The following is a 20862-nucleotide window of genomic DNA, read 5'->3' as shown; positions in this document are numbered from 1 at the left end:
TTTATGCCTCGCCGCCATCGCTCATGGCGCGGCGGCGGCGGATCACCAGAATGAAGAAATAGCCGCAGAGCAGCAGAGCCGCGGCACCGAAGGTCGAGACCGTGCCAAGGACCGGAACACCCGGCGTATAGCCCGCCACCATCTTGGCGTAGAGATATTCCGGGATCGTCGTATCGGCGCCGGTCGTATAGAGCGACAGGGGAAAATTGCCCCAGGACAGCAGGAAGGCGAAGAGAGCGCCGGAGAAGATGCCCGGAAAGAGCACCGGCAGGGTTACTTCGCGAAACACCTGGAACCGCGTGGCGCCGAGATCGAAGGCGGCCTCCTCAAGCGCTGGATCGAAAGAATAGACCTGGATCGAAATCACCAAGGTACAGACGGGCACGATCCAGACCAGATGCGCAAAGACCGCCGTCTGCCAGGACATGGTGAGGCCGATGCTGTTGAACCAGAGCAGCAGGGCAAGGCCCAACACTGATTGCGGAAAGAAGATCGGCAGCAGGACGAGCTTCTGATAGATCGAACGGCCCTTCCAGTCATAGCGCGCAAAGGCCAGCGCGCCGAACAGAGCCAGCGTCACCGCGATCACCATCACGCAAAGGGCAATCGTGATCGAGGTCTTGAAGAGCTGATGGATCTCCAATGAGGCAAAAGTCTTCTGCCACCAATCGAAACCCCATTTGTTGATCGGGAAGATGAAATAGCGGCTGGCGGTGCTGGAGGCGAGCAGCAGGCAGAGGGCCGGCAGATACATGAAGACGACGACCGTCCCGGTCCAGGTCCAGATAAGGGCGCGGCGCATGCGATCAGCGGAACCACCCATCTTTCTACCTCCGCCCCAGAATGGCATCGAGATCGAATTTGCGGAGCACCAGCAGCACGAGCACCCCCACCACCAGCATCAGGAGGACCGAGAGCGCCGCCCCCAGGGGCCAGTTCTGCGCATAGGTGAAGGCGATTTCGATATCGTGGCTGACCGGGATGATCTGTTGGCCGCCCAGCACCTTCGCTTCGGCAATGGCGCCCACAGCGAGCACGAAGGTGAGCAGGAAGCCGATCACGATGCCGGGCGTCGAAAGCGGCAGATCAACTTCCTTGAAAACCTGCCAGCGCGTGGCCCCCAGATCAAAGGCGGCGTCGCGTGTCTGCTGCGGCACCATGGAAACGCCGAGCGTCATCGGGAACAGCATGAAGGGGAGATACACATAAACCATGCCCCAGACGATGATGCCGGTCGAAAACAGCCAGCTTTCCGGCTCGATCCCGAACCAGGATTTGAGCGTACCCAACAGGACGCCATTCTTGATGAAAAACAGCACCCAGCCATAGAGGCGGACATTTTCCGAAACGAAGAGCGGAATGGTGAAGAGCAGCGAGACGAGCGTGGCGTATTTCCCGAACACCCGCGCCATGCCGAAGGCAATCGGATAGCAGATGAAAGCGAGGATCAGCACGGTCACGCAGGCAAGGCCCAGGGACCAGAGAAACGTCAGATAGGAGGTCGAGTTGAAGATCTCGGCATAATTGTCGAAGCTCCAGGCCTGAAACAGGCCGAATGTCCGCGCCGGCACGAAGCTGTAGCCGATCACGGCGGCCAGTGGTGCCGCGAAACCGATGGCAAGAAAGAGCAGGATCGGCAATGCATGACGCGTGCCGGGGGCGAAGAGCTTGGCGAGGCCGGACATGATCTTCAATCCGTCACCAGGATGCTGTCTTTTGCATCCCAGCCGATCAGAACCTTGTCATCCAGTTTGCCGCCGAAGGCCTGCTGGCGCAGCTTTTCGACGATGAAGACGTGATCGCCGACACGGACCTGATACTGAATCCGCGAGCCCAGCACATATTCGTTATAAAGCCGGCCTTCGAGAATATTCTCGGCCTCGCCCGGGCCAGCGACGAAGCGCAGGGATTCCGGCCGCACCACCAGATGGCCGGCACTGAAACCCGCAGGTGCCGGCGGGCTTTTAAAGGCGATCGAAAATTCGGCTGCGTGAACGCCCCCGCCTAATCCATTGGCACTACCGTTGGCGGTCACGGCGATGACATTCACATCGCCGATGAATTCCGAAACGAATTTGGTCTGCGGCGCCGAATAGATTTCCTGTGGCGAGCCCACCTGCACCAGATGGCCGGCACGCATGACGCCGATACGGTCGCTCATCACCATTGCCTCTTCCAGGCTGTGGGTGATGTAGATGAAGGTCTTGCCGGTCTCGCGGTGGATGTCCTTCAGTTCCTTCTCCAGCGTCTTGCGGAGCTTGTAATCGATCGCGGACAATGGCTCGTCGAAGAACAGGATGTCCGGGTCGTAAGCCAAAGCACGCGCCAGCGCCACGCGCTGCCGCTCGCCGCCCGAACATTTGGTGACGTTCTTGCCGTAATAGCTTTCCGGCAGGCGCAATTGCGCCATCAGCTGCAGGGCACGGGCCTTGCGCGTGGCGGGATCGACGCCCTTGATCTTCAGCGAGAACTCGATGTTCTGGCCGACACTGCGATGGGGAAACAGCGCCAGGGACTGGAACACCATGCAGGTCGGGCGCTTGTTGGCGGGCAGATCGTTGATCCGTGCGCCGCGCAGCAGGATGTCGCCACCGGTTGCGAACTCCATTCCGGTCAGCATGCGCAGAAGCGTGGTCTTGCCGCTGCCCGACGGGCCGACGATGGTGAAGAACTCGCCTTCCTGGATATCGAGGCTGATATTGTTGACGGCGGTGAAGGAGCCGAACGTCTTGGTGAGGTTGCGGAGTTGTAAAATGGACGGGCGGCCGTTCATGGTCCTTGCGCTATCCGAATCTGATCACAGGAATGAAAATAGGCGCGGGCCGCCCGGTCATGTGGTGAGGGGCGACCCGCGTGATGGTCGACGGAAGAAATGTATCAGCCGCCGGAAGCTTCGCGCTTCGCCGCCGTCATGATGTCGAGCAGCTTGTCGTAGTCGGGAACGATATCATATTCGGCCGAGCGCGCCATTTCTTCTTCCAGGCTGTCCCATTGGATGGCGTCGAGCTCTTCCTTGGTGAAGAGATTGAAGCAATCGGGATTGCCCATCTGGGTGACCGGGTTGAAGGTGCCTTCGGCGAAGGCCACGGTATGGGAGACGGTCGGATCCTGGACATATTCCAGGAAAGCCTCGGCCAGCGGCGAGACGTCGGGATTGTTGACCACCGAGGTGACCTCGATCCAGGCGATGCCGCCCTTGCCACCTTCCATCGGCCCCTTCTTCGGGGTGATGCCACGGATGGCGGTGGCGCCGTCGGCACGGGCAGGCGAGGCGGAATAGGTGCCCCCGGTCATGTGGAAATCAATTTCGCCAGAGACCAGCGCCTGGTTCATGGTGGCGATATCCCCCACCACTTTGGCGCCCTTGAAAACACGTGCCGCGGCTTCGGTGAACTTCGCCACCTCGTCATCGCTATGCTCCTTGAAGGGGTCGAAGCCAGCAATGCAGCAGATGTTGAAGACGTTCCAATCGTCCGATTCCAGGATGCCGTATTTGCCGGCATTGGCGGGATCGTTCCACAGATCCCAGCCCTGATCCTCCGCGGTGGCGCGGCTGATCTTGTCGGTATTCACCACATAGCTATAGGGACCAAAGCGCTGGATCATACCCAGCATCTGGTCGCCGCTGTCATCGAGGGCCCATTTATAGGGCGCCTTGAAGGCCGGCAGCATCTTGTCGAAATAGGGCTCGAACTTTGCCTTGTCGAGCGGCTTGATCAGTTTTTCCGGGAACATGATCTTGCGCGCCCAGGGATTGTTGACGTTGATCAGGTCCCAGATATTGGTTTCGCCCGCCCGGAGACGGTTGATCATGGTGGGATCGTTGGTCAGCGATTCAGCCTTCACCGTGGCGCCGGAAGAGGTGCGGAACGGGTCGAGGACCTGGGCTGAGTTGTAGCCTTCCCAGCAGAGGATATTGAGTTCCTTGGAGCGGTCGGCGCGGGCCGAACCGAGACCGGCCAAACCGCCGGCAGCGAGCCCCCCCGCCATTAGCGCGGAATTTTTCAGGAAGTCGCGACGCGTTTGCTTTGAATAGCTCATCTGTCCCTCTCCGTTGCCGCGGTCCCGTCGGGCCTTGGTGGCGCGCGATCGGCCGCTTCCCTGTTGATCATGGTGTTCGCTCGCTTCGAGGCGAGTTCACGTTGATTTTAAAACCGAGTGAGCACGTTGAGGACGATAGGCGCCCACCACCACCCGGTCTTGACATTTAGGGCGATAATCTTGACAGCCCCATCTCATGCCTTTCCGCCCCGGCGCGCCAGTCAATGACCCGTGAGCGGCGCAGATTCAAACGATCGGTCAGGATTCACGTCAGTCTCAGCATGGCGGTCAGTTCGGCGGCGTTCATGACGTGGCAGTAGATCATATTGATGATGGCGAGTTCCTGTTCATGGAGGGCGTCAGTTCCCGCCGCGCAACAATCTTCCAGCACCACCACCTGGAAACTCTCATCGGCGAGGCTCCGCACGGTCGAGGCCACGCATTGATCGGTGAAGATGCCGGCGCAGATCACGTTCCGGATGCCGAGATTGTGGAGAATGAGCCTGAGATTGGTGCCGGTGAGGGCCGAATCCGTTGTCTTGGTGACGATGATCTCGTCGCCCTGGGGCGCAAGCTGCGGCACCAATTGCGAGGCATGCTCGGTCTTGGGCAGCAGCAGATTGTTCCAGCCCGGCATTTTCTGGCTCAGCGACCGGTCGCGGCCGTCCCCGGTCTGGCAGGCGATGCGGGCAAAAAGACATTCGATGCCGTGTTTCCGGGCAAGCGCCAGCATCGCGGCGGTGCGCGGGATGACCATCTCGTTCATGCGCCGATGGAAGGGCGTCCAGGCATCATAGGCCGCCTGCCCCGCCGCATCGAGGCCCGCCCGGTCCGGCCGCTCCAGATAGGTGTTCTGGACGTCGATCACCAGAAGCGCCGTTTCGGCGGGCTTCCAGTTGAGATCCTCCGGCTCGGGGGCGTCCTGGTAATAGAAGGAACGATTGCGGGTCTTCCAGCTCATGTGGCCTTCTCTCAAAACCGATACGTAAACAGGCCGCGCCGCTCATAGATCACAGCAGCTTCCTCGATAAAATCCGCCATGCCCGTCGCACGATAGGTATCTCGCAGCATCGCCGCCGCTGCCATCAATTCCGCCTTGTCCTTGGCGCGACCAGGCCGCAGCAATTCGTAGATCCGCAACACCACATCCTGCGGCACATCGACCAGTTCCGCAGCGCGTTCAAAATTCCGTGCCAGGGTCGGCCGCCCCGCCTTTTCGGCGACCGCCGCCTGATCCTTGAGCGCCTGGGGCGTGATGCGAAGATCCTCCAGCGTCACGTCCCCGGCCTCGATGGCGGCCAGGGTCAGGTCCTTCAAGGCCTTGCCGCGGGAAGATTGCACCAGTTCCGGCCGCTTCTCGGCGAGGGGATAATCCTCGATGCCGCGGATGCGCGTCTTCTCGCTCATGCCGCAGCCTCCGGAAAGGCGATCTCGATCTCTTCCGGTTTTGCGCCATCCTCGGTCAGAGAGGTTTCGATGGCATAGATGAGCGCCACCTGGGCGTGATAGCGGGCACCCATTGCCTTCCCTTCCGTCGGCACCACGACCGGCTCCGGCATGTCGCCTTTGGCATAGATCGCTGCGTTTTCACCGAAGGCTCGGTAATGATCCAGCGCCGTGATCGGCGCGTTGGAGAAGAGCTCCAGATTGTGATGCGGCAGGCGGTCGGCCTGATGGATGACCGCCGTGCCCTTGGCCTGGATGCCGATGCCGATCCCCGATCCCGCGAGGCGGGCCGCCGAGAGGCCGAGGAAAGAGGTATCCGCCGTGTGGCGCATGCGCACGATGCGCGGGATGCCGCCCTGGGCACGGATGCCATCGGAAAGGGCACGCAGCACGGCAGAAAGCGGATGCCCCGCCAGCGTGCGGTAGAGCTTGATGCCGAAAGCGGGGCTGATTCCGATCACGATCTCGTTCTTGGGTCCCGTCGCTTTTGCCTCGCCGAGATTCCGGTAGGAAATGCGCTTCCCTTCGGCCCCGCCATAGGTCGCTTCGGTGCGCAGGACCTCCTCGCGGGTGAGCACGTCGCGGATCGCCGCCAGTTCCTGGCGCCGCGCGGCATTGAGGCGATAGCCGCTGCCGGGTCCGCCGTAATCGTTGGGATCGTTCACGGCCGAGATGACGCGGCCGTTGCGCACCACCGCCGCCGTCTGCAGGTAATCGCCGGAGACCCGCAGGCGCACGACATTCAAGAGATTCTGCGCCTCGTCCCGATAGCCGCGCTTGGCCAGCGCCTTGATCACATCAAGGACATTGATGCCCTTTTCCTTGATCTTCTCGCTGATGAAGCTGACCTCGCGCGGCAGATAGCTGTCGGTGTCGTTGGAGCCCGAGGCGATGGCAACACTCTGCTTCATGGCAGCACTGGGATGGCCAAGGTCGAGTTCCGCGAAGACGGCGGAAAGTGCGTCGATGGCCCGGCGCCGGAGATCGAGGGCCGCCGCCTCGCCCACCGAAGTGAGGCCGCCATCGGCTTCGAAATCGCGCTGCAGGACCAGGAAATCCTCCATCTCCTCGCCGTTGAACGAGGACGGATTGAAGGAATTGTCATACTTCAAAATCGAACCCATGCCGGAACAGACCAGATCGGACCCGGCGATGAGAAAGGGCAGGATCTTGGCGCCGACACGGATTTCGGATTCCGAATGCCGCGCATCATTGCCGGTCGCACATTCGAGATCGAGCCAGACGGCAACGAGATTCTCGGCCATCAATTCGCGCACACCGCCCGGCATGGTGGCAGCGAGAGGCGCCCCGTCGATGCCGCCGTTCTGGGTTCCCTGGACGCCCATCGCCCGCTGCAGGCAGAGACAGCGGGCTTCGAGATAGAGGAGCGATTTCGATTCATGGAAGCCCATCAGCAATTCCGAGGCGGCCCCGGAGGTGCAGCGCATCTTGATGCCGCGCGAGGCATAGGCGGCGGCGAGGAAGGCCTTGGACCAGGGCGTATCGTCGCCATCGGTGAAGGCTCTCTCGGTGCCGTAGACCGAGACGGTTTCGGCATAGGAGGTGAAGCCCGCCATACCGATCTGCAATTCCTCGGCCTCTTCGCTGGAACATTGGAAGAGCGTGCCCCAGCGCCCGATTGCCGCCCCCACTGCGCAGGCCAGCGCATTGGACCAGGCATTGCGGGCGACGCGCATGGTGGTCTCGATTTCGTCGAAGCCGAAAGCAACCGCCGTCGCGGCGTCGGCCGCCAATTGCAGGGGATCGTCCTTGGCGTTCGTCACGTGACCCTGATTGCCCGGCGTCTTCCGGGTCCGCATCTTCGAAAAGGCGAAGGCCAGTTCGATCGAAGAGAGTTGCGCCACCACTTCGGCGAGCTTGGCCGGGGTGAGGCCGTGGGCAAGGCGCGCAAGCTCGGTGCGCGGCACGGAGACGTCGACCAGCATATGCGCGATCTTCCCTGAGGGGATCGCCATCGCCTCCGGCGCCAGATCGAGATCGAGGTGATGGGTGGCGATGAAATGATCGATCATGTCGAAATCGGCAACAGCGATCCCGTCCATGCTGGCGATGCGTCCGTTCTCGATCACGAGGCCGGGTTTGGGATCCTTGGCACCCTTGAAGGCGGCGAAACCGTTCTCGGGATCCTCAACCGCGAATTTATCCAGCCGCAGGGGCCGCTCATCCCAATCGGCGAAGCGGCGCCAGCGATTGGCCCCGGGGCCGGCACTGGCAGGCTTGATCTCCGGTCGCGTTGATTCCGACATCTGATGATCTCCCCGCGGCCACTTGGCGGCGGCGGCTATGTTTCTCCGGACTTTAGGCCCGCGCCACCAACCCTGACTTGACCGAAAGCCGAGAGCGTTTGACAGATTGGCTTATGTTGCCTTGCAGCATAAGAGGCACCATGCCATCATTCGGCTCTTCTGCAGCATCGAATTGCCACGTTCAAGGACGTTGTCGGCATGAACCAGCGCGGACCGGAAGCATTTGTTGCCGACAGAAACGGGGCGGCGCCGGTCGTGCTGGCGGCGGCAGCCTCCGGCCTGGTGGATTTCATCACCGCCCAGGGCGGCGACATCGATGCCGTATTCGGAAATTGCGGCGTGGCGCCGGAAATGACGGCGGCACCCACCCTGCAACTCCATCTCGATACCTTCTGCGCGCTCTTCGAGGAATCCGCCAAGCGCACCGGCAACGACAATTTCGGCCTGTGGTTCGGCCAGCAATTCCAGCCGCGCGATCTCGGCATGTGGGGCTATGCGGCCCTCTCCTCGCCCAATCTCGGTTCGGCACTGGGGAATTTCGTCGATCTGTTTCGCTACCAGCAGAGCTCTTCCGCCATGCGATTGCGCCCGGATGGCGCACAACGCGTGCGCCTGGAATACCAGATCCGCACCCCGGCCATCGTGGCGCGGCGCCAGGACGCGGAATTATCCCTGGGCCAGTTCACCAATGTGATCCGCGAATGCTGCGGCCGGCATTGGTCGCCGATCGAGGTGCATTTCGAGCATCCGCGGCCGGAAGGCTGGCGCCAGCACGAAATGGCCTTCGGGGCGCCGGTCTTTTTCGGCAGCACCACCAATGCCCTGGTTTTCGCCTCTGACCTTCTCGACCGGCCGATGCCGGGGCGTGATCCGAAATTGCTGGCCATGATGCGGACCTGCCTTGAATCCCTGGGCTCTCACGACCGCACCCAATCCCTGGCCGATCGGGTGCGCGGCGCCGTGCGGCAGCGCCTGCCGGAAGGCGCGCCCACCTTGGACGAGATCGCCGCCGCTTTGCGCCTCGCCCCCAATGCGATTCAGCGTGCACTCGCCGCCGAAGGCCTCGGCTTCCGCGAGGCGGTCGAGGTGACGCGCTTCGACCTGGCGCGCTATTATCTCGCGCAATTGCATTTACCCTTGAGCGAGATCGCCTTGTTGCTGGGCTATTCCGAACTTTCCGCCTTCAGCCGCGCCTTCACCCGCTGGGCAGGCATCAGCCCCCGCACCTACCGCGCCGGCATCGCCCGGCACTGATCCAAAGGCCCCAATAAACATGTGTGTTGGCCGGCGATTGCCCTCACCTGCCTGATCCATTAATGCTGGTTTCCAAGTCTCCTTAGAAAGCCAGCCTCATGGCCCAGCAGCCAATCTCTTCCGCGGCCAATCCGCCACGCCATCCGCAGCTCCAGGCCTTGCGCATCCTGCTGCCCTATCTGTGGCCCAAGGGGCAATGGGATCTTCGGATGCGCGTCATCCTGTCGGTGGCGTGTCTCATCATCGCCAAGGTTGCCAATGTCTATGTGCCGATCCTGTTCAAGCAGATGGTTGACGATCTGGGTGCGATGGCCGGCACGGCGGGGACGGCGGCGGTCAGCATCGCCGGCATCTCGCTGGGATTGCTCATCGCCTATGGCCTGGCGCGCGTCATGTCCCAGGCCTTCTCGGAATTCCGCGATGGCATCTTCGCCAAGGTGGCGCAACGCTCGATCCGCGCCGTGGCACTCAGCACCTTCCGGCATCTTCACGCGCTCTCGCTGAAGTTTCATCTGGAACGCCAGACCGGCGGCCTCAACCGCGCCATCGAGCGCGGCGCCAAGGGGATCGAGTTCCTGCTGTTCTTCATCCTCTTCAACGTGCTGCCGACGCTGATCGAAATCGGCATGGTCTGCATCATTCTGTGGTCGCTTTATGACTGGACCTATGCCGCTGTCACGTTCGGCACCATTGTCATCTATATCTGGTATTCGCTTTCCATCACCGAATGGCGCATCCAGTTCCGCCGCGACATGAATGAGAGCGATCAGGCCGCCAATACCAAGGCGGTGGATTCGCTTTTGAATTACGAGACGGTGAAATATTTCGGCAATGAGGAACACGAAGCGCGGCGCTATGACGTGGCGCTGCAGGCCTATGAACGCGCGGCGGTGAAGAGCCGCACCTCGCTCGCCACCCTCAATGTCGGCCAGGCCTTCATCATCGCGATCGGCCTTGTCGCCATGATGGGGATGGCAGCACGGGGCGCAGCCCAGGGTCACATGACGGTCGGCGATTTCGTGCTGGTGAATGCCTATCTCATCCAGCTCTATCTGCCCTTGAACTTCCTCGGCTTCGTCTATCGCGAGATCCGGCAATCATTGATCGACATGGAAGCGATGTTCGCATTGCTCAAGGTCGATATCGAGATCGCCGACAAGCCGGATGCCGCGGCACTCACCGTGACGTCGGGCGAGATCACGTTCGAGAATGTCGAGTTCGGCTACGATCCCCGGCGGCCGATCTTGAAAGGCATCAGCTTTACCGTGCCGGCGGGCGCCAAGCTCGCCATCGTGGGCCCATCGGGCGCCGGGAAATCCACCATCTCGCGGCTGCTGTTCCGCTTCTATGACGTCAATGCGGGCCGCATCCTGATCGACGGCCAGGATATCCGCGACGTGCAACAGACGTCATTGCGCGCGGCCATCGGCATCGTGCCGCAGGACACGGTGCTGTTCAACGACACCATCGCCTACAATATCGCCTATGGCCGGCCCGGGGCCGGCAAGGACGAGATCGAGGAAGCCGCACGTCTTGCCCATATCCACGATTTCGTGCGGGCCTTGCCGGACGGCTATGAGACCAAGGTCGGCGAGCGCGGCCTCAAGCTCTCGGGCGGCGAGAAGCAGCGTGTGGCCATCGCCCGCACCATCCTCAAGGATCCGCCGATCCTGCTTTTCGACGAGGCGACCTCGGCCCTGGATTCCCATACCGAGCGCGAGATCCAGGACAACCTCGCCGAAGTGGCGCGCGACCACACGACATTGGTGATCGCGCACCGGCTTTCCACCATCATCGATGCCGACGAGATCATCGTGCTGGATGCCGGGCGCATCGTCGAACGCGGCCGGCACGAGATGTTGCTGGGTCTCGATGGCGCCTATGCCGCCATGTGGCGGCGCCAGCAGGAAGCGGCGCGCCGGGAATGGGCCGGCGTGGCGGCGGTTGAGGTTCCCGCATGAGCAGCGCACCCGACGGCATGGCGGCGCAGATCCTGGCCGGCGATCGGCGGGCCCTCGCGCGCGCCATCACGCTCATCGAATCCACCCGCGCCGATCACCGCCGCGAAGCGGAAGCGTTGCTGGAAGCGGTGCTGCCCCGGACCGGGCGGAGCTTGCGTATTGGCATTTCCGGCCCACCCGGCGTCGGCAAATCGACCTTCATCGAGGCCTTTGGCCGGCATGCGATCAGCGCCGGCAAACGCCTCGCGGTTCTCGCGGTCGATCCCACCTCGCGTCTTTCCGGTGGCTCGATCCTCGGCGACAAGACGCGCATGGAAGAACTGTCGCGGATGGAAGAGGCCTTCATCCGCCCCTCGCCCGCCGGCCTCACTTTGGGCGGCGTCGCAAGACGGACCCGCGAAGCGCTCCTCCTGTGCGAGGCGGCGGGCTTCGACCTTATCCTGGTGGAGACGGTCGGTGTCGGCCAGTCAGAGACGGCGGTCGCCGAGATGGTGGACCTCTTTCTCCTGCTCCTTCTTCCCGGCGGCGGTGACGATCTTCAGGGCATCAAGCGCGGGATCATGGAACTGGCGGACATCATCGTGGTCAACAAGGCCGATGGCGACCTCGCCCCCGCAGCCGAACGAAGTGCCGCCGATGTCGCCAATGCGCTCCGCCTGATGCAACCGCTCCATAAAGCCTGGCGACCGGAGGTCTTGCGCTGTTCTGCGCTCAAGAATATCGGCATCGAGGCAATCTGGGAGCGGACGGAAGCCTTTGCTGCGGCCTTGGGCGGCAGCGGCGAGCTCCCCGCCCGCCGCCGCATCCAGGCCAAATCCTGGCTGTGGCACGAGCTTTCCGATAACCTATTGGAAACGCTGAAATCCCACCCAATCGTCGCGGAGCGCCTTATCGACCTTGAAGCCAAGGTTGCCGCCGGCAAGATGGCGCCGGCCACGGCTGCCCGACAGGTCCTCGCCGCTTTCCTGGGCGGGTAGGATCAAATACCGACGATTCGCCGAAAATCCCACCTTATTCACGGTTCTTTAAGACCGATCACCTAGCTTTCTGCCTATTATACGATCAATCAGCGGCGTTAAGGCGCGGCGATTTGCCAGCGATGCAGTGGTAATTCTGCCGGCGCAAAAGCTTGGGATGGAAAAGATGAAACGGTCGTTCGGGATTGCGGCAAAGCTGGCGCTCGCCATCGCCCTGTTTGTGCTGCCGGTCGGCTTCACGATTACGGTCCTCTACCTCACGCAACAAAAAGCAATCGATTTCGGCACCAAGGAAGCCCAGGGTAACTCCTATCTCGCCATCCTGCGTCAGGCCCATGCCGATCTCCTGGCTGGAGAGGACAAAGCCGCAATCTCGGCCGCAATTGGCAAAGCGGAAACCGATTTCGGATATGAGATGTTGTCCGCAGAACTCGCGCAAACCGCGCAGACGGCAATCACCTCGGGAAGCATCCCTGAGGCTGCTTCTGCTCTTCGCAATCTCATCACGCGTGTGGGTGACAAATCCAACCTGATCCTCGATCCGGATCTCGACAGCTACTATGTGATGGATCTGGTGCTGCTGAAGGTTCCCGACCTGATGGATCGTGTGACTTTGGTCGCGAACTATGCGCGCGAACATCAAGAGGCGACGAACGGCGCCTACACTATCAACGATGTCGCCGAATTCCTGAAGCTGGATGGAGGCTTTCAAACGGTGGTGGATGGTACCGCAGGTTCGATGAGTTCCGCTTATGATGGCAGCAAGGTCAACGAGTTTGGCCGCGTCGACATTCTGCCCGACCGCCTCGGTAAGAGCTATGAGGCGATGGGCAATGCCCTTTTAGCCTTCACCAATTCCTATAAAACAAGCGACTTGGCTGGCGGAACGGACAAGCTTGACGTCGCCGCGATTTCCGTTGCCGAACAGGCTGCGCGGGATGCCATTTTAGCGTTTGGTGATGCTAATGACGCGGCGCTCGACGAATTGCTGGATGCACGCGTCGACGCCTTTGTCCTTAACCGGATCATCGTTTTCGCAGCCACCTTCGCTCTCTTCGCCCTCGCCATTTTCGGCACGATCTATTTCATCCGCCGCAATGTGACGCGGCCGGTGAACGATCTCGCCGCGACCATGGAAGAAATCGCGCAGGACCGCACCGATCTCAGCATTTCGCTGGTCGCGCGCGGTGACGAACTCGGCCGCATGGCGCGGACGGTAGAGACCTTCCGACAGGGGATCGTGCGGCGCCTGGAGCTGGAAGCCGCAGCACGGGGTGAAGCGGAGCGCCGCGAGGCGCAATTGCGCGAGGTGCAATCGCTCTGTGCCGATTTCGACCGCGCCTTCGTGGCGGCGGTCGGCACCATGATGGGAAGTGCGGGTGACCTGGAACAGGCTTCGACCGTCATGCGCCACGCAGCGGAGACTTCGGGCAAGCAATCGGAAACCGTTTCGCGGCTGGCCGAGATCGCCGCCGGCAATGCGCAATCCATCGCCAGCGCAGTGACCGAGATGTCGGCCTCGATCAGCGAAATCGGGCGCCAGGCGGAAACCGCCACCCAGACCGCCGAGACCGCGGTGGGACGTGCCAGCGAGATCAGCCGCATCGTCGAGGGCTTGACCCAGGTCGCCGGCAAGGTCGCCGGCGTACTGGGGCTCATCCGCGACATCGCCGGGAAGACCAATCTCCTCGCCCTCAATGCGACCATCGAGGCGGCGCGGGCGGGCGATGCCGGCAAGGGCTTTGCCGTGGTGGCGACCGAGGTCAAGAACCTCGCCAGCCAGACCACCAGCGCCACGGCCGAGATCGAGGCCCAGATCGCCGGGGTGCAGGACGCGGCGCAATCCGCCGCCACCGCCATTTCCGAGATCGCCGCCATCATCGACGGCATGAATCAATCGACCTCGGCCATCTTCGCCGCGGTGACCCAGCAATCCGCCGCCACCCAGGAAATCGCCCGCAACGTCACCGAAGCGACCAGCAAGACCCGCGAAGTGGCCAGCGTCATCACCGAGGTGAAATCGGCGGCCGAAACCACGGGCGAACGCTCTGACCGCGTTCATGAAGTGGCAGGCTCGGTCAACGGCCAGGCCGGCAGCCTCAAGAGCGTGGTCGAGGATTTCCTGTCGCGGCTCATCGCCACGGCAGGCCAAGGAGGTGGTGGCCAGGGGGAGAATACCCGCCGTTCCGCCTGATTTTGAGAGGTAAACCCCGCGGGAATCGCCTTGACGACAAGAGGCTTAGCCCGTAAAACCCGCCCGAGCTGGCCGGAAGCCCTGTTTCCGGCCCCTTTGTTTTTAGTTAAGCATCTGATCTAGAAGGATTTCCGTCATGTCACGGCGCTGCGATATCACCGGCAAGGGCGTGCTGAGCGGCAACAATGTCAGCCACGCGAACAACAAGACGCGGCGGCGCTTTCTGCCCAATTTGCAGGAAACCAAGCTGCTCTCGGACACTTTGGGCCAGCAGATCCGCCTGAAGCTGACGACCCATGCCATCCGCTCGATCGAGCATAATGGCGGTCTCGACGCCTATCTCGCCAAGACTGCGGACAAGAACCTGACCGACGCCGCGAAGCGCCTGAAGCGCCGCATCGAAAAGGCCGCCGCCAAGGCCGCTGCCTGATCTTTGATCGGTTTGGAAATTTCGTGAAAGGCCCGCTTCAAGCGGGCCTTTTGCTTTTGGGGCCCACCTTTTGGAAGCACCCCCACCCAACCCCCCCCTAAAGGGAGAGGGCTTCTCCAGCTAGTTCGCACTAACACCTCGCTCCACCTCCCTCTCCCCGCTTGCGGGGGGAGGGCTGGGGTGGGGGGAGGGCTGGGGTGGGGGGCTGACCCGGCGGCGGAAGCGGAGCCGCCCTGCGCCGGGCGCGGCTTGTCCCAACGGGGTGCCGTGGCTAGATTCCAGGCAGCCCAACCGCCACACCGGAACCGGATCATGATCACGCCGCCGCCCGCAATCCTGAAGACCGACACCCTGGCACCCGATGCCCCGGTCATCGCTGTGCCGATGTGCGTGAAGCATATCGACGGCCAGAACTATCATACGGTGGGCGAGAAATACCTGACCGCGCTGATCGATGGTTCGGGCGCCTATCCCCTGTCCTTCCCGGCCTTGGGCCCGGTCCTGCCCTTGGAGGCGCTGCTGGATCATGTCGATGGATTGTTGCTGACCGGGAGCCCCAGCAATATTGCGGTCCAGCATTACAACGGCGATCCCGATCGCGACGACAGCCCGCAGGATCCCGGCCGGGATGCCGTCACCCTGCCGCTCATTCGCGCGGCATTGGCGCGCGATATTCCTCTGCTCGCCATCTGCCGCGGCTTCCAGGAATTGAACGTGGCATTGGGCGGCACGCTTCACACCCGCATCCACGAACAGCCGGGCAAGATGGATCACCGCGGCGGCGGTACCTATGACGAGATCTACAAGCCCGCCCACGATCTCATCCTCGAGCAGGGCAGCCGCTTCGCCGAGATTTTCGGCGCCGAGCGGATCACCATCAACTCGGTGCATTGGCAGGGGATCAACCGGCCGGCCGATCAACTCGTCGTCGAAGGCCGCGCGCCCGACGGCGTCATCGAAGCGGTGCGCGTGAAGGGATCGAGCTTCGCACTGGGCGTGCAATGGCATCCGGAATATCGCTGCGTCGACAATGCGGATTCGATGAAACTGTTCGCGGCCTTCGGCGCCGCGGCGCAGGCGCATGCGGCATCGCGCCGCGCCCGCAAGGGCAGTACCGCGCGCGCCGGCCAAGCTGCGTGACGCAAGGGGGGCGGCGTGACGCAGGGCGCGTCGTCGCGCGAGGAAAGTCCCAGCGCGATGGGACCAAACACCGCTGGTTAGAGATGTATACAGCGGCGAAACCTGATCATTTTATTGTGACACGCTGATTCACGCGGCGATTCCAAACACTTCGCAGCCATGCAGCGCGCTACATTCTGAATTGCATTCTTTTGGAATCGCAACCCTTGAATTCGGGTGTAATAGCCTCATCTAGGTAATATGCGAATGGCTGCTGCTGCAACGGCGGCAGTCGCACCGGAAGCGGTCTCCCCCACCGTAACCGGACTCCGAAAAGGAGTGAGAACGCCCGGTCCTCCCCTGGCCGGGCGTTCGCTTTTTCAGCGATTTCTCACATCATGATTGTTGCCGCCGCGGCGCTGGACGTTCGGCGATTCGGCGTGTCAATGAATCGGCATCTTCATTCCTGCCGGAAGCATCCCGACATGCGCGTGGCCACCTGGAACATCAACTCCCTGCGTCTGCGTCTCGACCATTTGCGCCGCCTGGCGCAGCAGGAAGGACCCGACGTCATCTGCCTGCAGGAGATCAAGGTCGAAGACGGATTGTTTCCGCTCAGCGACCTTCACGCCATGGGCTATCCGCATGTGCGCTTCCACGGCATGAAGGGCTATAACGGCGTCGCCATTCTTTCCAAGCTGCCCTTCAAGATGCTGGATCCGCTGGATTGGTGCGCCAAGGGCGATTGCCGCCATGCGCGCGTCGTTCTCGGTGGCGATGTCGAGCTACATAATTTCTATGTGCCGGCGGGCGGCGACATCCCCGACCCCAAGGCCAACGTCAAATTCGCCCACAAACTGCAATTCCTGGATGAGATGCAGCAATATTTCGCCGGCGGCGCCAAGGCGGGCAATTCCACCAAGGGCAAGGCAATCATGGTGGGCGACCTCAACATCGCGCCGCTTGAGGACGATGTGTGGTCGCACAAGCAATTGCTGTCGGTGGTGAGCCACACGCCGATCGAGGTGGCGAAGCTGAATGCCATACAAGCGGCCGGCAAATGGGTCGATGCCGTGCGCCAGGTGACACCGGCGCCGACCAAGCTCTTTTCCTGGTGGAGCTATCGCTCGCCGGATTGGACCAAGAATGATCGCGGCCGGCGCCTGGATCATGTCTGGGTGACGCCCGCCCTCTCCAAGCGCGTGCGCCATGCCAATATCCTCAAGGACATGCGCGGCTGGACACAGCCCAGCGACCATGTCGCCGTGATCGTCGATCTCGATTGAAGATCAGGCTCGCCTCACGCGAGCCTCAGTTCCTCGTCGATCTTTTCCATCAGAAACAAGGCGACCGGCAGGCGGTCCGCGGCCGCGTTATGCGCCGTCAGCTGCACCAGCGAGGTAAGCCGTTCCGGCGCCTCCGTGGCAGCGCACAGATAGGTGAGCGCACCGTCACCAGCCGCGATGAAGCTGTTGATCACCTGCGCGCGGGACCCCAGCCAATCGAGATGTTGGCTCAAGGAGCGGGTCAGGTGAGGGTTGCCGGCGCAATCATGCATCCGGTCGAGCAGGCGATCGCCGATCTGTTCATAGGTCTGCGCCAGCATGCGCAGGGCCATCAGCGGATCCGGCCGCTGCGGCCCGCGACGGCCGGCCCGGCTATGGGCCGAGACCAGATTCTTGCTGCTGCCGGATTTGCTGTTCTTCATCGTCGAACGCATTGGTGCCCCTAAAGCCTGCGCGCAAGGGATCATGCGCGGCGCATACAGCATGGTATGGGCTCCCGCGGAACTGAAGCAGAGGCGATGTTCATTTTCGGCCATTCACTAACCGGAATCTGACAGCACGCACGCAGGTGCGACGAGGTCGCCGAATTTGAGGAAGAAGCCCTCAATGGGCGGCGCTTGTTGCTCAGTCATACAACGGACATTTTATGATCGCGCCAGATGTAAATCATGAGTGTCACGAAGATGAGGCCGCCGCCCAGAAGTGTGGCTTGGTCCGGCATCTCGGCAAAGAGCAGCCAAACCCAGAGGGGCCCCAAAGGCGTCTCCAGCGCCCCCAGCAAGGCGGCCTCGGCCGCCAGCAGGCGTTGCGCCCCCTGGGCATAAAGGACGAAACCGATCCCCGTGGTGATCGGACCGAACAGCATGAGCCAGGGAATGTCGCCCGGCCGCACGCTCAAGGGATCGGCGAAGGGCAAAGCGATGAGGGCGCTCATCAGACACGAGATTGCCGCGACGGCGGTCATGGGAAGATCCGGATAGCGCCGCATGTGGACCGTGAGCAGGGCCATCAGCAAGGTCATCAGCAGCGCCAATGCATCCCCGGTCCAGGCGCCGCCACCAACCGCCAGGGCCGGCCCCACCATGATGACGATGCCGAGTGCGGCCACCGCGCTGGCGACGAGGGCGGCACGGCCCGGCGTCTCGCCGATGAGGAGATAGGCGAGCATCGCCGCGGCGAAGGGAACCGCGGCATAGATCAGCGAGACCTTGGCGACCGTGGTCTCCGAGAGGGCGGCGATGAACGCGACCATGGCGAGGGCTGCCAGCCAGGCAGCCACCCATAAGGGGATTCCGCCAGCGCGCCACCAGCCCAGCCATTGCCGTCCGTCGCGCAGGCGCAGAAACAGAAACAGCACCACGGCACCAAGGCCACCCCGCCAGACCAGCATGGTCCAGAGATCGGCCTCGACCACGCGGGTGAAGAAGCCCGCCGTGCTCCAGGCCAGGGCAGCGCCGAGGACCAGCCAGATACCCTGGCGACGCCGCGCAAGATCTGCCGGATTATCGGCGTCCATGGCTTTGACAGGGGGAAGTGCCGGGGGCTCGGCAGTCGACCACACAGAAATTCTCCTGCTCGCTGGCGCGGCCGGCGGGGCCGCCCGATCCCATCAATGTCGCATAGGGGTCCGTGGCAGCCGAGACTGCACAATCGTGCAATTGCGACAATCCGTAATGGGAAAGGGTCAGATCGGCCGGTGCGAAATTGGAAAACGAAGGCCGGAGCCGTTACCGTCACCGTCGTCATCCTCGCCGACTACCACTTATGCGGGATAAACTTGATTATAGATAGAATTATACGGTTGTGACACAACCTGAGGGTGTAAAATGACCCACCCAGGATGTCGCAGCGTTGCATCGCCGCGTGGCAACCGGCACACTTATTCCAGTTCTGGCATTCAAGGTCCGGTTCGGGCGCCAAACGAAGGCAGGCAAAAGACTGATCGATGCCGATGGATGTGTTCGATCCCAGCAAGTTTCCCGAATCCGTGCGCGCGGCGATCGAGGCGCAATGGTTCGACGTCGATGCCGTGCCCGTGCCGGCCCTGGTGGTGCCGATCAATTATCCCACCGATTGGCAGATCGAACGCCACAGCCACCGCAAGGCGCAGCTGATCTATTGCATCTCCGGCGTGATGACGGTCGAGACCGAGCAGGGCCAATGGGTAGCACCCCCCAATCGCGGCATCTGGGTGCCAGGCGGGATCGAGCACGAGATCCTGATCAACCAGGCGGCGCAGATGCGCACCGTCTATGTGGCGCAGGATACCCGCGCCAATCTGCCGAATCGCCCCTTTGCCTTGGCGGTGACACGGCTGCTGCGCGAACTCATTCTCGCCGCCCTCGTCACCGATCGGGCACCGGACCCGCATCTTTATGCGCCGGGCACGCCAATGGCACACGTCGTCGAAGTGCTCCTGGATCAAATCTTGGCGCAGCCGGCCAGCGACCTGCATCTTCCCTTTCCCGGCGACCGGCGCCTGCGGCCGATCTGCACCGCCCTCACTGGCGACCCCGCCGATCGACGCAGCCTCAAGGAATGGGCGAAAGTGGTGGGAGCCAGCGACCGCACGGTCGAACGCTTGTTCATGGCCGAGACCGGCATGACCTTCCATCGCTGGCGCGAGCAGATGCGCGTGCTCAGGAGCCTTGCCCTGCTCGCCAATGGCCGCGCGGTGAAGAACGTCGCGCTGGAACTGGGCTTTGCCAATCCCAGCACTTTCATCTCCATGTTCCGGAAGACCATGGGCGTGACACCAGGCACCTATCTCAAGGGCGAAGCGCTCTAGGCGGCGCGGTGGTGTTCCTTTTCGGGCACCGTCGGCGTTTCGGCCAGCGATTGGGCGGGTTTCTCGCCGGACGCCTTTTCCGCCGGTGGCTTTTGCACGTTGGGCAGCGGCTTCCGGGGCGTATCGCCGATCACGTCGAAATCGAAACTGGTCATCTGGGTCTCTCCTGGTTGGATGAGACCGCCCCGCTAACTAATCGACTTTTGCTGTTTTCAGAGCGTCAGAAAAAACAAAGGCCGCCAGTTGGAAGGGGCGGCCGTCTTTTTGACGAAGCGAGGAAGCAACAAAATCCTCAGGCCGCTGGAATATACCAGCGGTACCAAAATCGGCCCATGATAGGCGCGGCGGTGAATTGGTGCTTGCTCATGGGAAAAGATTAGCAGCGTCCGGCGAAGCTGACAAGCATGGTTGGCAGGCTTGTGGGGTGCCGGCATAGTGCTGCCCAGGGTTGTATGATCCGGCGGGATTTGACACGGGGAAGACTTGAATGACGGGCTCGGTCCGGAAATTTCTGTTCGGCTCGACGGTGCGGTTGGTGACGCCGCTCGACACGGCGACCTGCATCGCGCGGCTGAAGGCAATCACTGGCGAAGGATTCCTGGCTTCGCTCGCCATCTTTAGCCGGAAACCAATGATCGGATCTGTCAACGAGCGGGAGTTTTACTGGCGCAAGCGGATCTTCTACCAAAACAGCTTCCAGACACACCTTGCCGCCGTCTTCGTGCCGGAGGACACAGGCACTAGGATCATCTGCCGCTTTCGACTCGGCCTAGCAACGAAGATCCTGATGCTTGTGCTCATACTCGCGATCCTCGGCGGGCCTTTGGCCGCATTGCTGACGGATATGGAATTCCGCGTAAACGGCACACCGCTGGTGGACCCGAGCGAGCGTCTTTTGTCCGCTCTCATCCTTCCGGCCATCATTGTTGTGATGTTCGGCCTGGGCCGCCTCATGGCGCGCAACGACCAGGGCTTCATGCTGCAGCTCCTCAACGACACCCTGGAAACGCGAGAGGTATCCTCGGCACCTTCTTCTGCACCGGGAATGGCGACAGGCGCCAAACCAACCCACCGCATGGCCACAATCCAACGCTAGGCA

The 20862-nt window shown here is 62.1% G+C and carries 19 protein-coding genes; 9 read left to right on the top strand and 10 right to left on the bottom strand.

Translation table 11 applies throughout. The features are described 5' to 3' along the window. Nucleotide 1: 1 nt before the first annotated feature. The 7 genes from ACE3PR_RS07210 to ACE3PR_RS07180 all read right to left on the bottom strand — a co-directional run bounded on the left by ACE3PR_RS07210 (nt 2) and on the right by ACE3PR_RS07180 (nt 7754). Entirely contained in the window at nt 2-823 is an 822-nt protein-coding gene (locus tag ACE3PR_RS07210; protein ID WP_374369815.1) for an ABC transporter permease, read from the bottom strand. Between the two features lie 4 nt (nt 824-827). Then, the gene (locus ACE3PR_RS07205; RefSeq protein ID WP_374369812.1) at nt 828-1685 is read right to left on the bottom strand and encodes an ABC transporter permease; all 858 of its coding nucleotides are present in this window, start codon (nt 1683-1685) and stop codon (nt 828-830) included. 5 nt (nt 1686-1690) lie between these two features. Then, a complete protein-coding gene (locus ACE3PR_RS07200) occupies nt 1691-2773 on the bottom strand; it encodes an ABC transporter ATP-binding protein (protein WP_374369809.1) in 1083 nt (360 codons plus the stop codon). A gap of 104 nt (nt 2774-2877) precedes the next feature. Continuing rightward, nucleotides 2878-4041 (bottom strand): PotD/PotF family extracellular solute-binding protein, encoded by a 1164-nt coding sequence (locus ACE3PR_RS07195; protein WP_374369806.1) that lies wholly within the window; start codon nt 4039-4041, stop codon nt 2878-2880. 265 nt (nt 4042-4306) lie between these two features. After that, nucleotides 4307-5002 carry a cysteine hydrolase family protein gene (locus ACE3PR_RS07190; protein ID WP_374369803.1) on the bottom strand — a complete coding sequence of 232 codons (696 nt, stop codon included), beginning with the start codon at nt 5000-5002 and terminating at the stop codon, nt 4307-4309. 11 nt (nt 5003-5013) lie between these two features. Then, nucleotides 5014-5448 (bottom strand): diol dehydratase small subunit, encoded by a 435-nt coding sequence (locus ACE3PR_RS07185; RefSeq protein WP_374369798.1) that lies wholly within the window; start codon nt 5446-5448, stop codon nt 5014-5016. After that, nucleotides 5445-7754 (bottom strand): propanediol/glycerol family dehydratase large subunit, encoded by a 2310-nt coding sequence (locus ACE3PR_RS07180; RefSeq protein ID WP_374369795.1) that lies wholly within the window; start codon nt 7752-7754, stop codon nt 5445-5447. Before ACE3PR_RS07180 ends, ACE3PR_RS07185 begins: the two co-directional genes overlap by 4 nt. A 198-nt stretch (nt 7755-7952) precedes the next feature. Between ACE3PR_RS07180 and ACE3PR_RS07175 the strand changes: the two genes are divergently transcribed. The 7 genes from ACE3PR_RS07175 (at nt 7953) to ACE3PR_RS07145 (ending at nt 16975) form a co-directional block, all read left to right on the top strand. Beyond that, on the top strand, nt 7953-9008 hold the full coding sequence (locus ACE3PR_RS07175; protein WP_374369792.1) for an AraC family transcriptional regulator: 1056 nt from the start codon (nt 7953-7955) through the stop codon (nt 9006-9008). 98 nt (nt 9009-9106) lie between these two features. Next, entirely contained in the window at nt 9107-10969 is a 1863-nt protein-coding gene (locus ACE3PR_RS07170; protein ID WP_374369789.1) for an ABC transporter ATP-binding protein/permease, read from the top strand. Next, on the top strand, nt 10966-11946 hold the full coding sequence (meaB, locus tag ACE3PR_RS07165; protein ID WP_374369786.1) for a methylmalonyl Co-A mutase-associated GTPase MeaB: 981 nt from the start codon (nt 10966-10968) through the stop codon (nt 11944-11946). Before ACE3PR_RS07170 ends, meaB begins: the two co-directional genes overlap by 4 nt. 166 nt (nt 11947-12112) lie before the next feature. Beyond that, entirely contained in the window at nt 12113-14140 is a 2028-nt protein-coding gene (locus tag ACE3PR_RS07160; protein ID WP_374369783.1) for a methyl-accepting chemotaxis protein, read from the top strand. Nucleotides 14141-14276: 136 nt separating this feature from the next. Beyond that, nucleotides 14277-14570: a 50S ribosomal protein L28 gene (gene rpmB / locus ACE3PR_RS07155; RefSeq protein ID WP_374369780.1), complete on the top strand. Its 294-nt coding sequence runs from the start codon at nt 14277-14279 to the stop codon at nt 14568-14570. Between the two features lie 312 nt (nt 14571-14882). Then, nucleotides 14883-15710 carry a gamma-glutamyl-gamma-aminobutyrate hydrolase family protein gene (locus ACE3PR_RS07150; RefSeq protein WP_374369777.1) on the top strand — a complete coding sequence of 276 codons (828 nt, stop codon included), beginning with the start codon at nt 14883-14885 and terminating at the stop codon, nt 15708-15710. A 425-nt stretch (nt 15711-16135) separates the two neighbouring features. After that, nucleotides 16136-16975, top strand: a complete 840-nt coding sequence (locus ACE3PR_RS07145) for an exodeoxyribonuclease III (protein ID WP_374369774.1) — start codon at nt 16136-16138, stop codon at nt 16973-16975. 14 nt (nt 16976-16989) lie between these two features. Here ACE3PR_RS07145 and ACE3PR_RS07140 read toward each other — a convergent pair whose 3' ends face one another. Next, the gene (locus ACE3PR_RS07140; RefSeq protein ID WP_374369771.1) at nt 16990-17409 is read right to left on the bottom strand and encodes a hypothetical protein; all 420 of its coding nucleotides are present in this window, start codon (nt 17407-17409) and stop codon (nt 16990-16992) included. Between the two features lie 194 nt (nt 17410-17603). Further along, complete coding sequence (locus ACE3PR_RS07135) at nt 17604-18536, bottom strand: DMT family transporter (protein ID WP_374369768.1); 933 nt, start codon at nt 18534-18536, stop codon at nt 17604-17606. 384 nt (nt 18537-18920) lie between these two features. Here ACE3PR_RS07135 and ACE3PR_RS07130 point away from each other — a divergent pair, with 384 nt between their 5' ends. After that, complete coding sequence (locus ACE3PR_RS07130; RefSeq protein WP_374369765.1) at nt 18921-19763, top strand: helix-turn-helix domain-containing protein; 843 nt, start codon at nt 18921-18923, stop codon at nt 19761-19763. Here the strand turns inward: ACE3PR_RS07130 and ACE3PR_RS07125 are convergent. Continuing rightward, a complete protein-coding gene (locus ACE3PR_RS07125; RefSeq protein WP_374369762.1) occupies nt 19760-19918 on the bottom strand; it encodes a hypothetical protein in 159 nt (52 codons plus the stop codon). The genes ACE3PR_RS07130 and ACE3PR_RS07125 overlap by 4 nt on opposite strands. 332 nt (nt 19919-20250) lie before the next feature. On the opposite strand from ACE3PR_RS07125, the gene ACE3PR_RS07120 reads away from it, so the two are divergent. Continuing rightward, on the top strand, nt 20251-20859 hold the full coding sequence (locus ACE3PR_RS07120; RefSeq protein WP_374369759.1) for a hypothetical protein: 609 nt from the start codon (nt 20251-20253) through the stop codon (nt 20857-20859). Nucleotides 20860-20862 lie beyond the last annotated feature (3 nt).

The organism is Dongia sp. (assembly GCF_041909655.1).
Classification (GTDB): Bacteria; Pseudomonadota; Alphaproteobacteria; order Dongiales; family Dongiaceae; genus Dongia.
This window is presented reverse-complemented; position numbering and strand designations above follow the sequence as displayed.

Bases quoted from the DNA above. Each gene is read 5' to 3' on its own strand.
- ACE3PR_RS07200 (WP_374369809.1), bottom strand. From the start codon at position 2,773: ATGAACGGCCGCCCGTCCATTTTACAACTCCGCAACCTCACCAAGACG.
- ACE3PR_RS07145 (WP_374369774.1), top strand. From the start codon at position 16,136: ATGAATCGGCATCTTCATTCCTGCCGGAAGCATCCCGACATGCGCGTG.
- meaB (WP_374369786.1), top strand. From the start codon at position 10,966: ATGAGCAGCGCACCCGACGGCATGGCGGCGCAGATCCTGGCCGGCGAT.
- ACE3PR_RS07130 (WP_374369765.1), top strand. From the start codon at position 18,921: ATGCCGATGGATGTGTTCGATCCCAGCAAGTTTCCCGAATCCGTGCGC.
- ACE3PR_RS07140 (WP_374369771.1), bottom strand. From the start codon at position 17,409: ATGCGTTCGACGATGAAGAACAGCAAATCCGGCAGCAGCAAGAATCTG.
- ACE3PR_RS07125 (WP_374369762.1), bottom strand. From the start codon at position 19,918: ATGACCAGTTTCGATTTCGACGTGATCGGCGATACGCCCCGGAAGCCG.
- ACE3PR_RS07170 (WP_374369789.1), top strand. From the start codon at position 9,107: ATGGCCCAGCAGCCAATCTCTTCCGCGGCCAATCCGCCACGCCATCCG.
- ACE3PR_RS07210 (WP_374369815.1), bottom strand. From the start codon at position 823: ATGGGTGGTTCCGCTGATCGCATGCGCCGCGCCCTTATCTGGACCTGG.
- ACE3PR_RS07185 (WP_374369798.1), bottom strand. From the start codon at position 5,448: ATGAGCGAGAAGACGCGCATCCGCGGCATCGAGGATTATCCCCTCGCC.
- ACE3PR_RS07190 (WP_374369803.1), bottom strand. From the start codon at position 5,002: ATGAGCTGGAAGACCCGCAATCGTTCCTTCTATTACCAGGACGCCCCC.
- rpmB (WP_374369780.1), top strand. From the start codon at position 14,277: ATGTCACGGCGCTGCGATATCACCGGCAAGGGCGTGCTGAGCGGCAAC.
- ACE3PR_RS07175 (WP_374369792.1), top strand. From the start codon at position 7,953: ATGAACCAGCGCGGACCGGAAGCATTTGTTGCCGACAGAAACGGGGCG.
- ACE3PR_RS07180 (WP_374369795.1), bottom strand. From the start codon at position 7,754: ATGTCGGAATCAACGCGACCGGAGATCAAGCCTGCCAGTGCCGGCCCC.
- ACE3PR_RS07205 (WP_374369812.1), bottom strand. From the start codon at position 1,685: ATGTCCGGCCTCGCCAAGCTCTTCGCCCCCGGCACGCGTCATGCATTG.
- ACE3PR_RS07120 (WP_374369759.1), top strand. From the start codon at position 20,251: ATGACGGGCTCGGTCCGGAAATTTCTGTTCGGCTCGACGGTGCGGTTG.
- ACE3PR_RS07160 (WP_374369783.1), top strand. From the start codon at position 12,113: ATGAAACGGTCGTTCGGGATTGCGGCAAAGCTGGCGCTCGCCATCGCC.
- ACE3PR_RS07150 (WP_374369777.1), top strand. From the start codon at position 14,883: ATGATCACGCCGCCGCCCGCAATCCTGAAGACCGACACCCTGGCACCC.
- ACE3PR_RS07195 (WP_374369806.1), bottom strand. From the start codon at position 4,041: ATGAGCTATTCAAAGCAAACGCGTCGCGACTTCCTGAAAAATTCCGCG.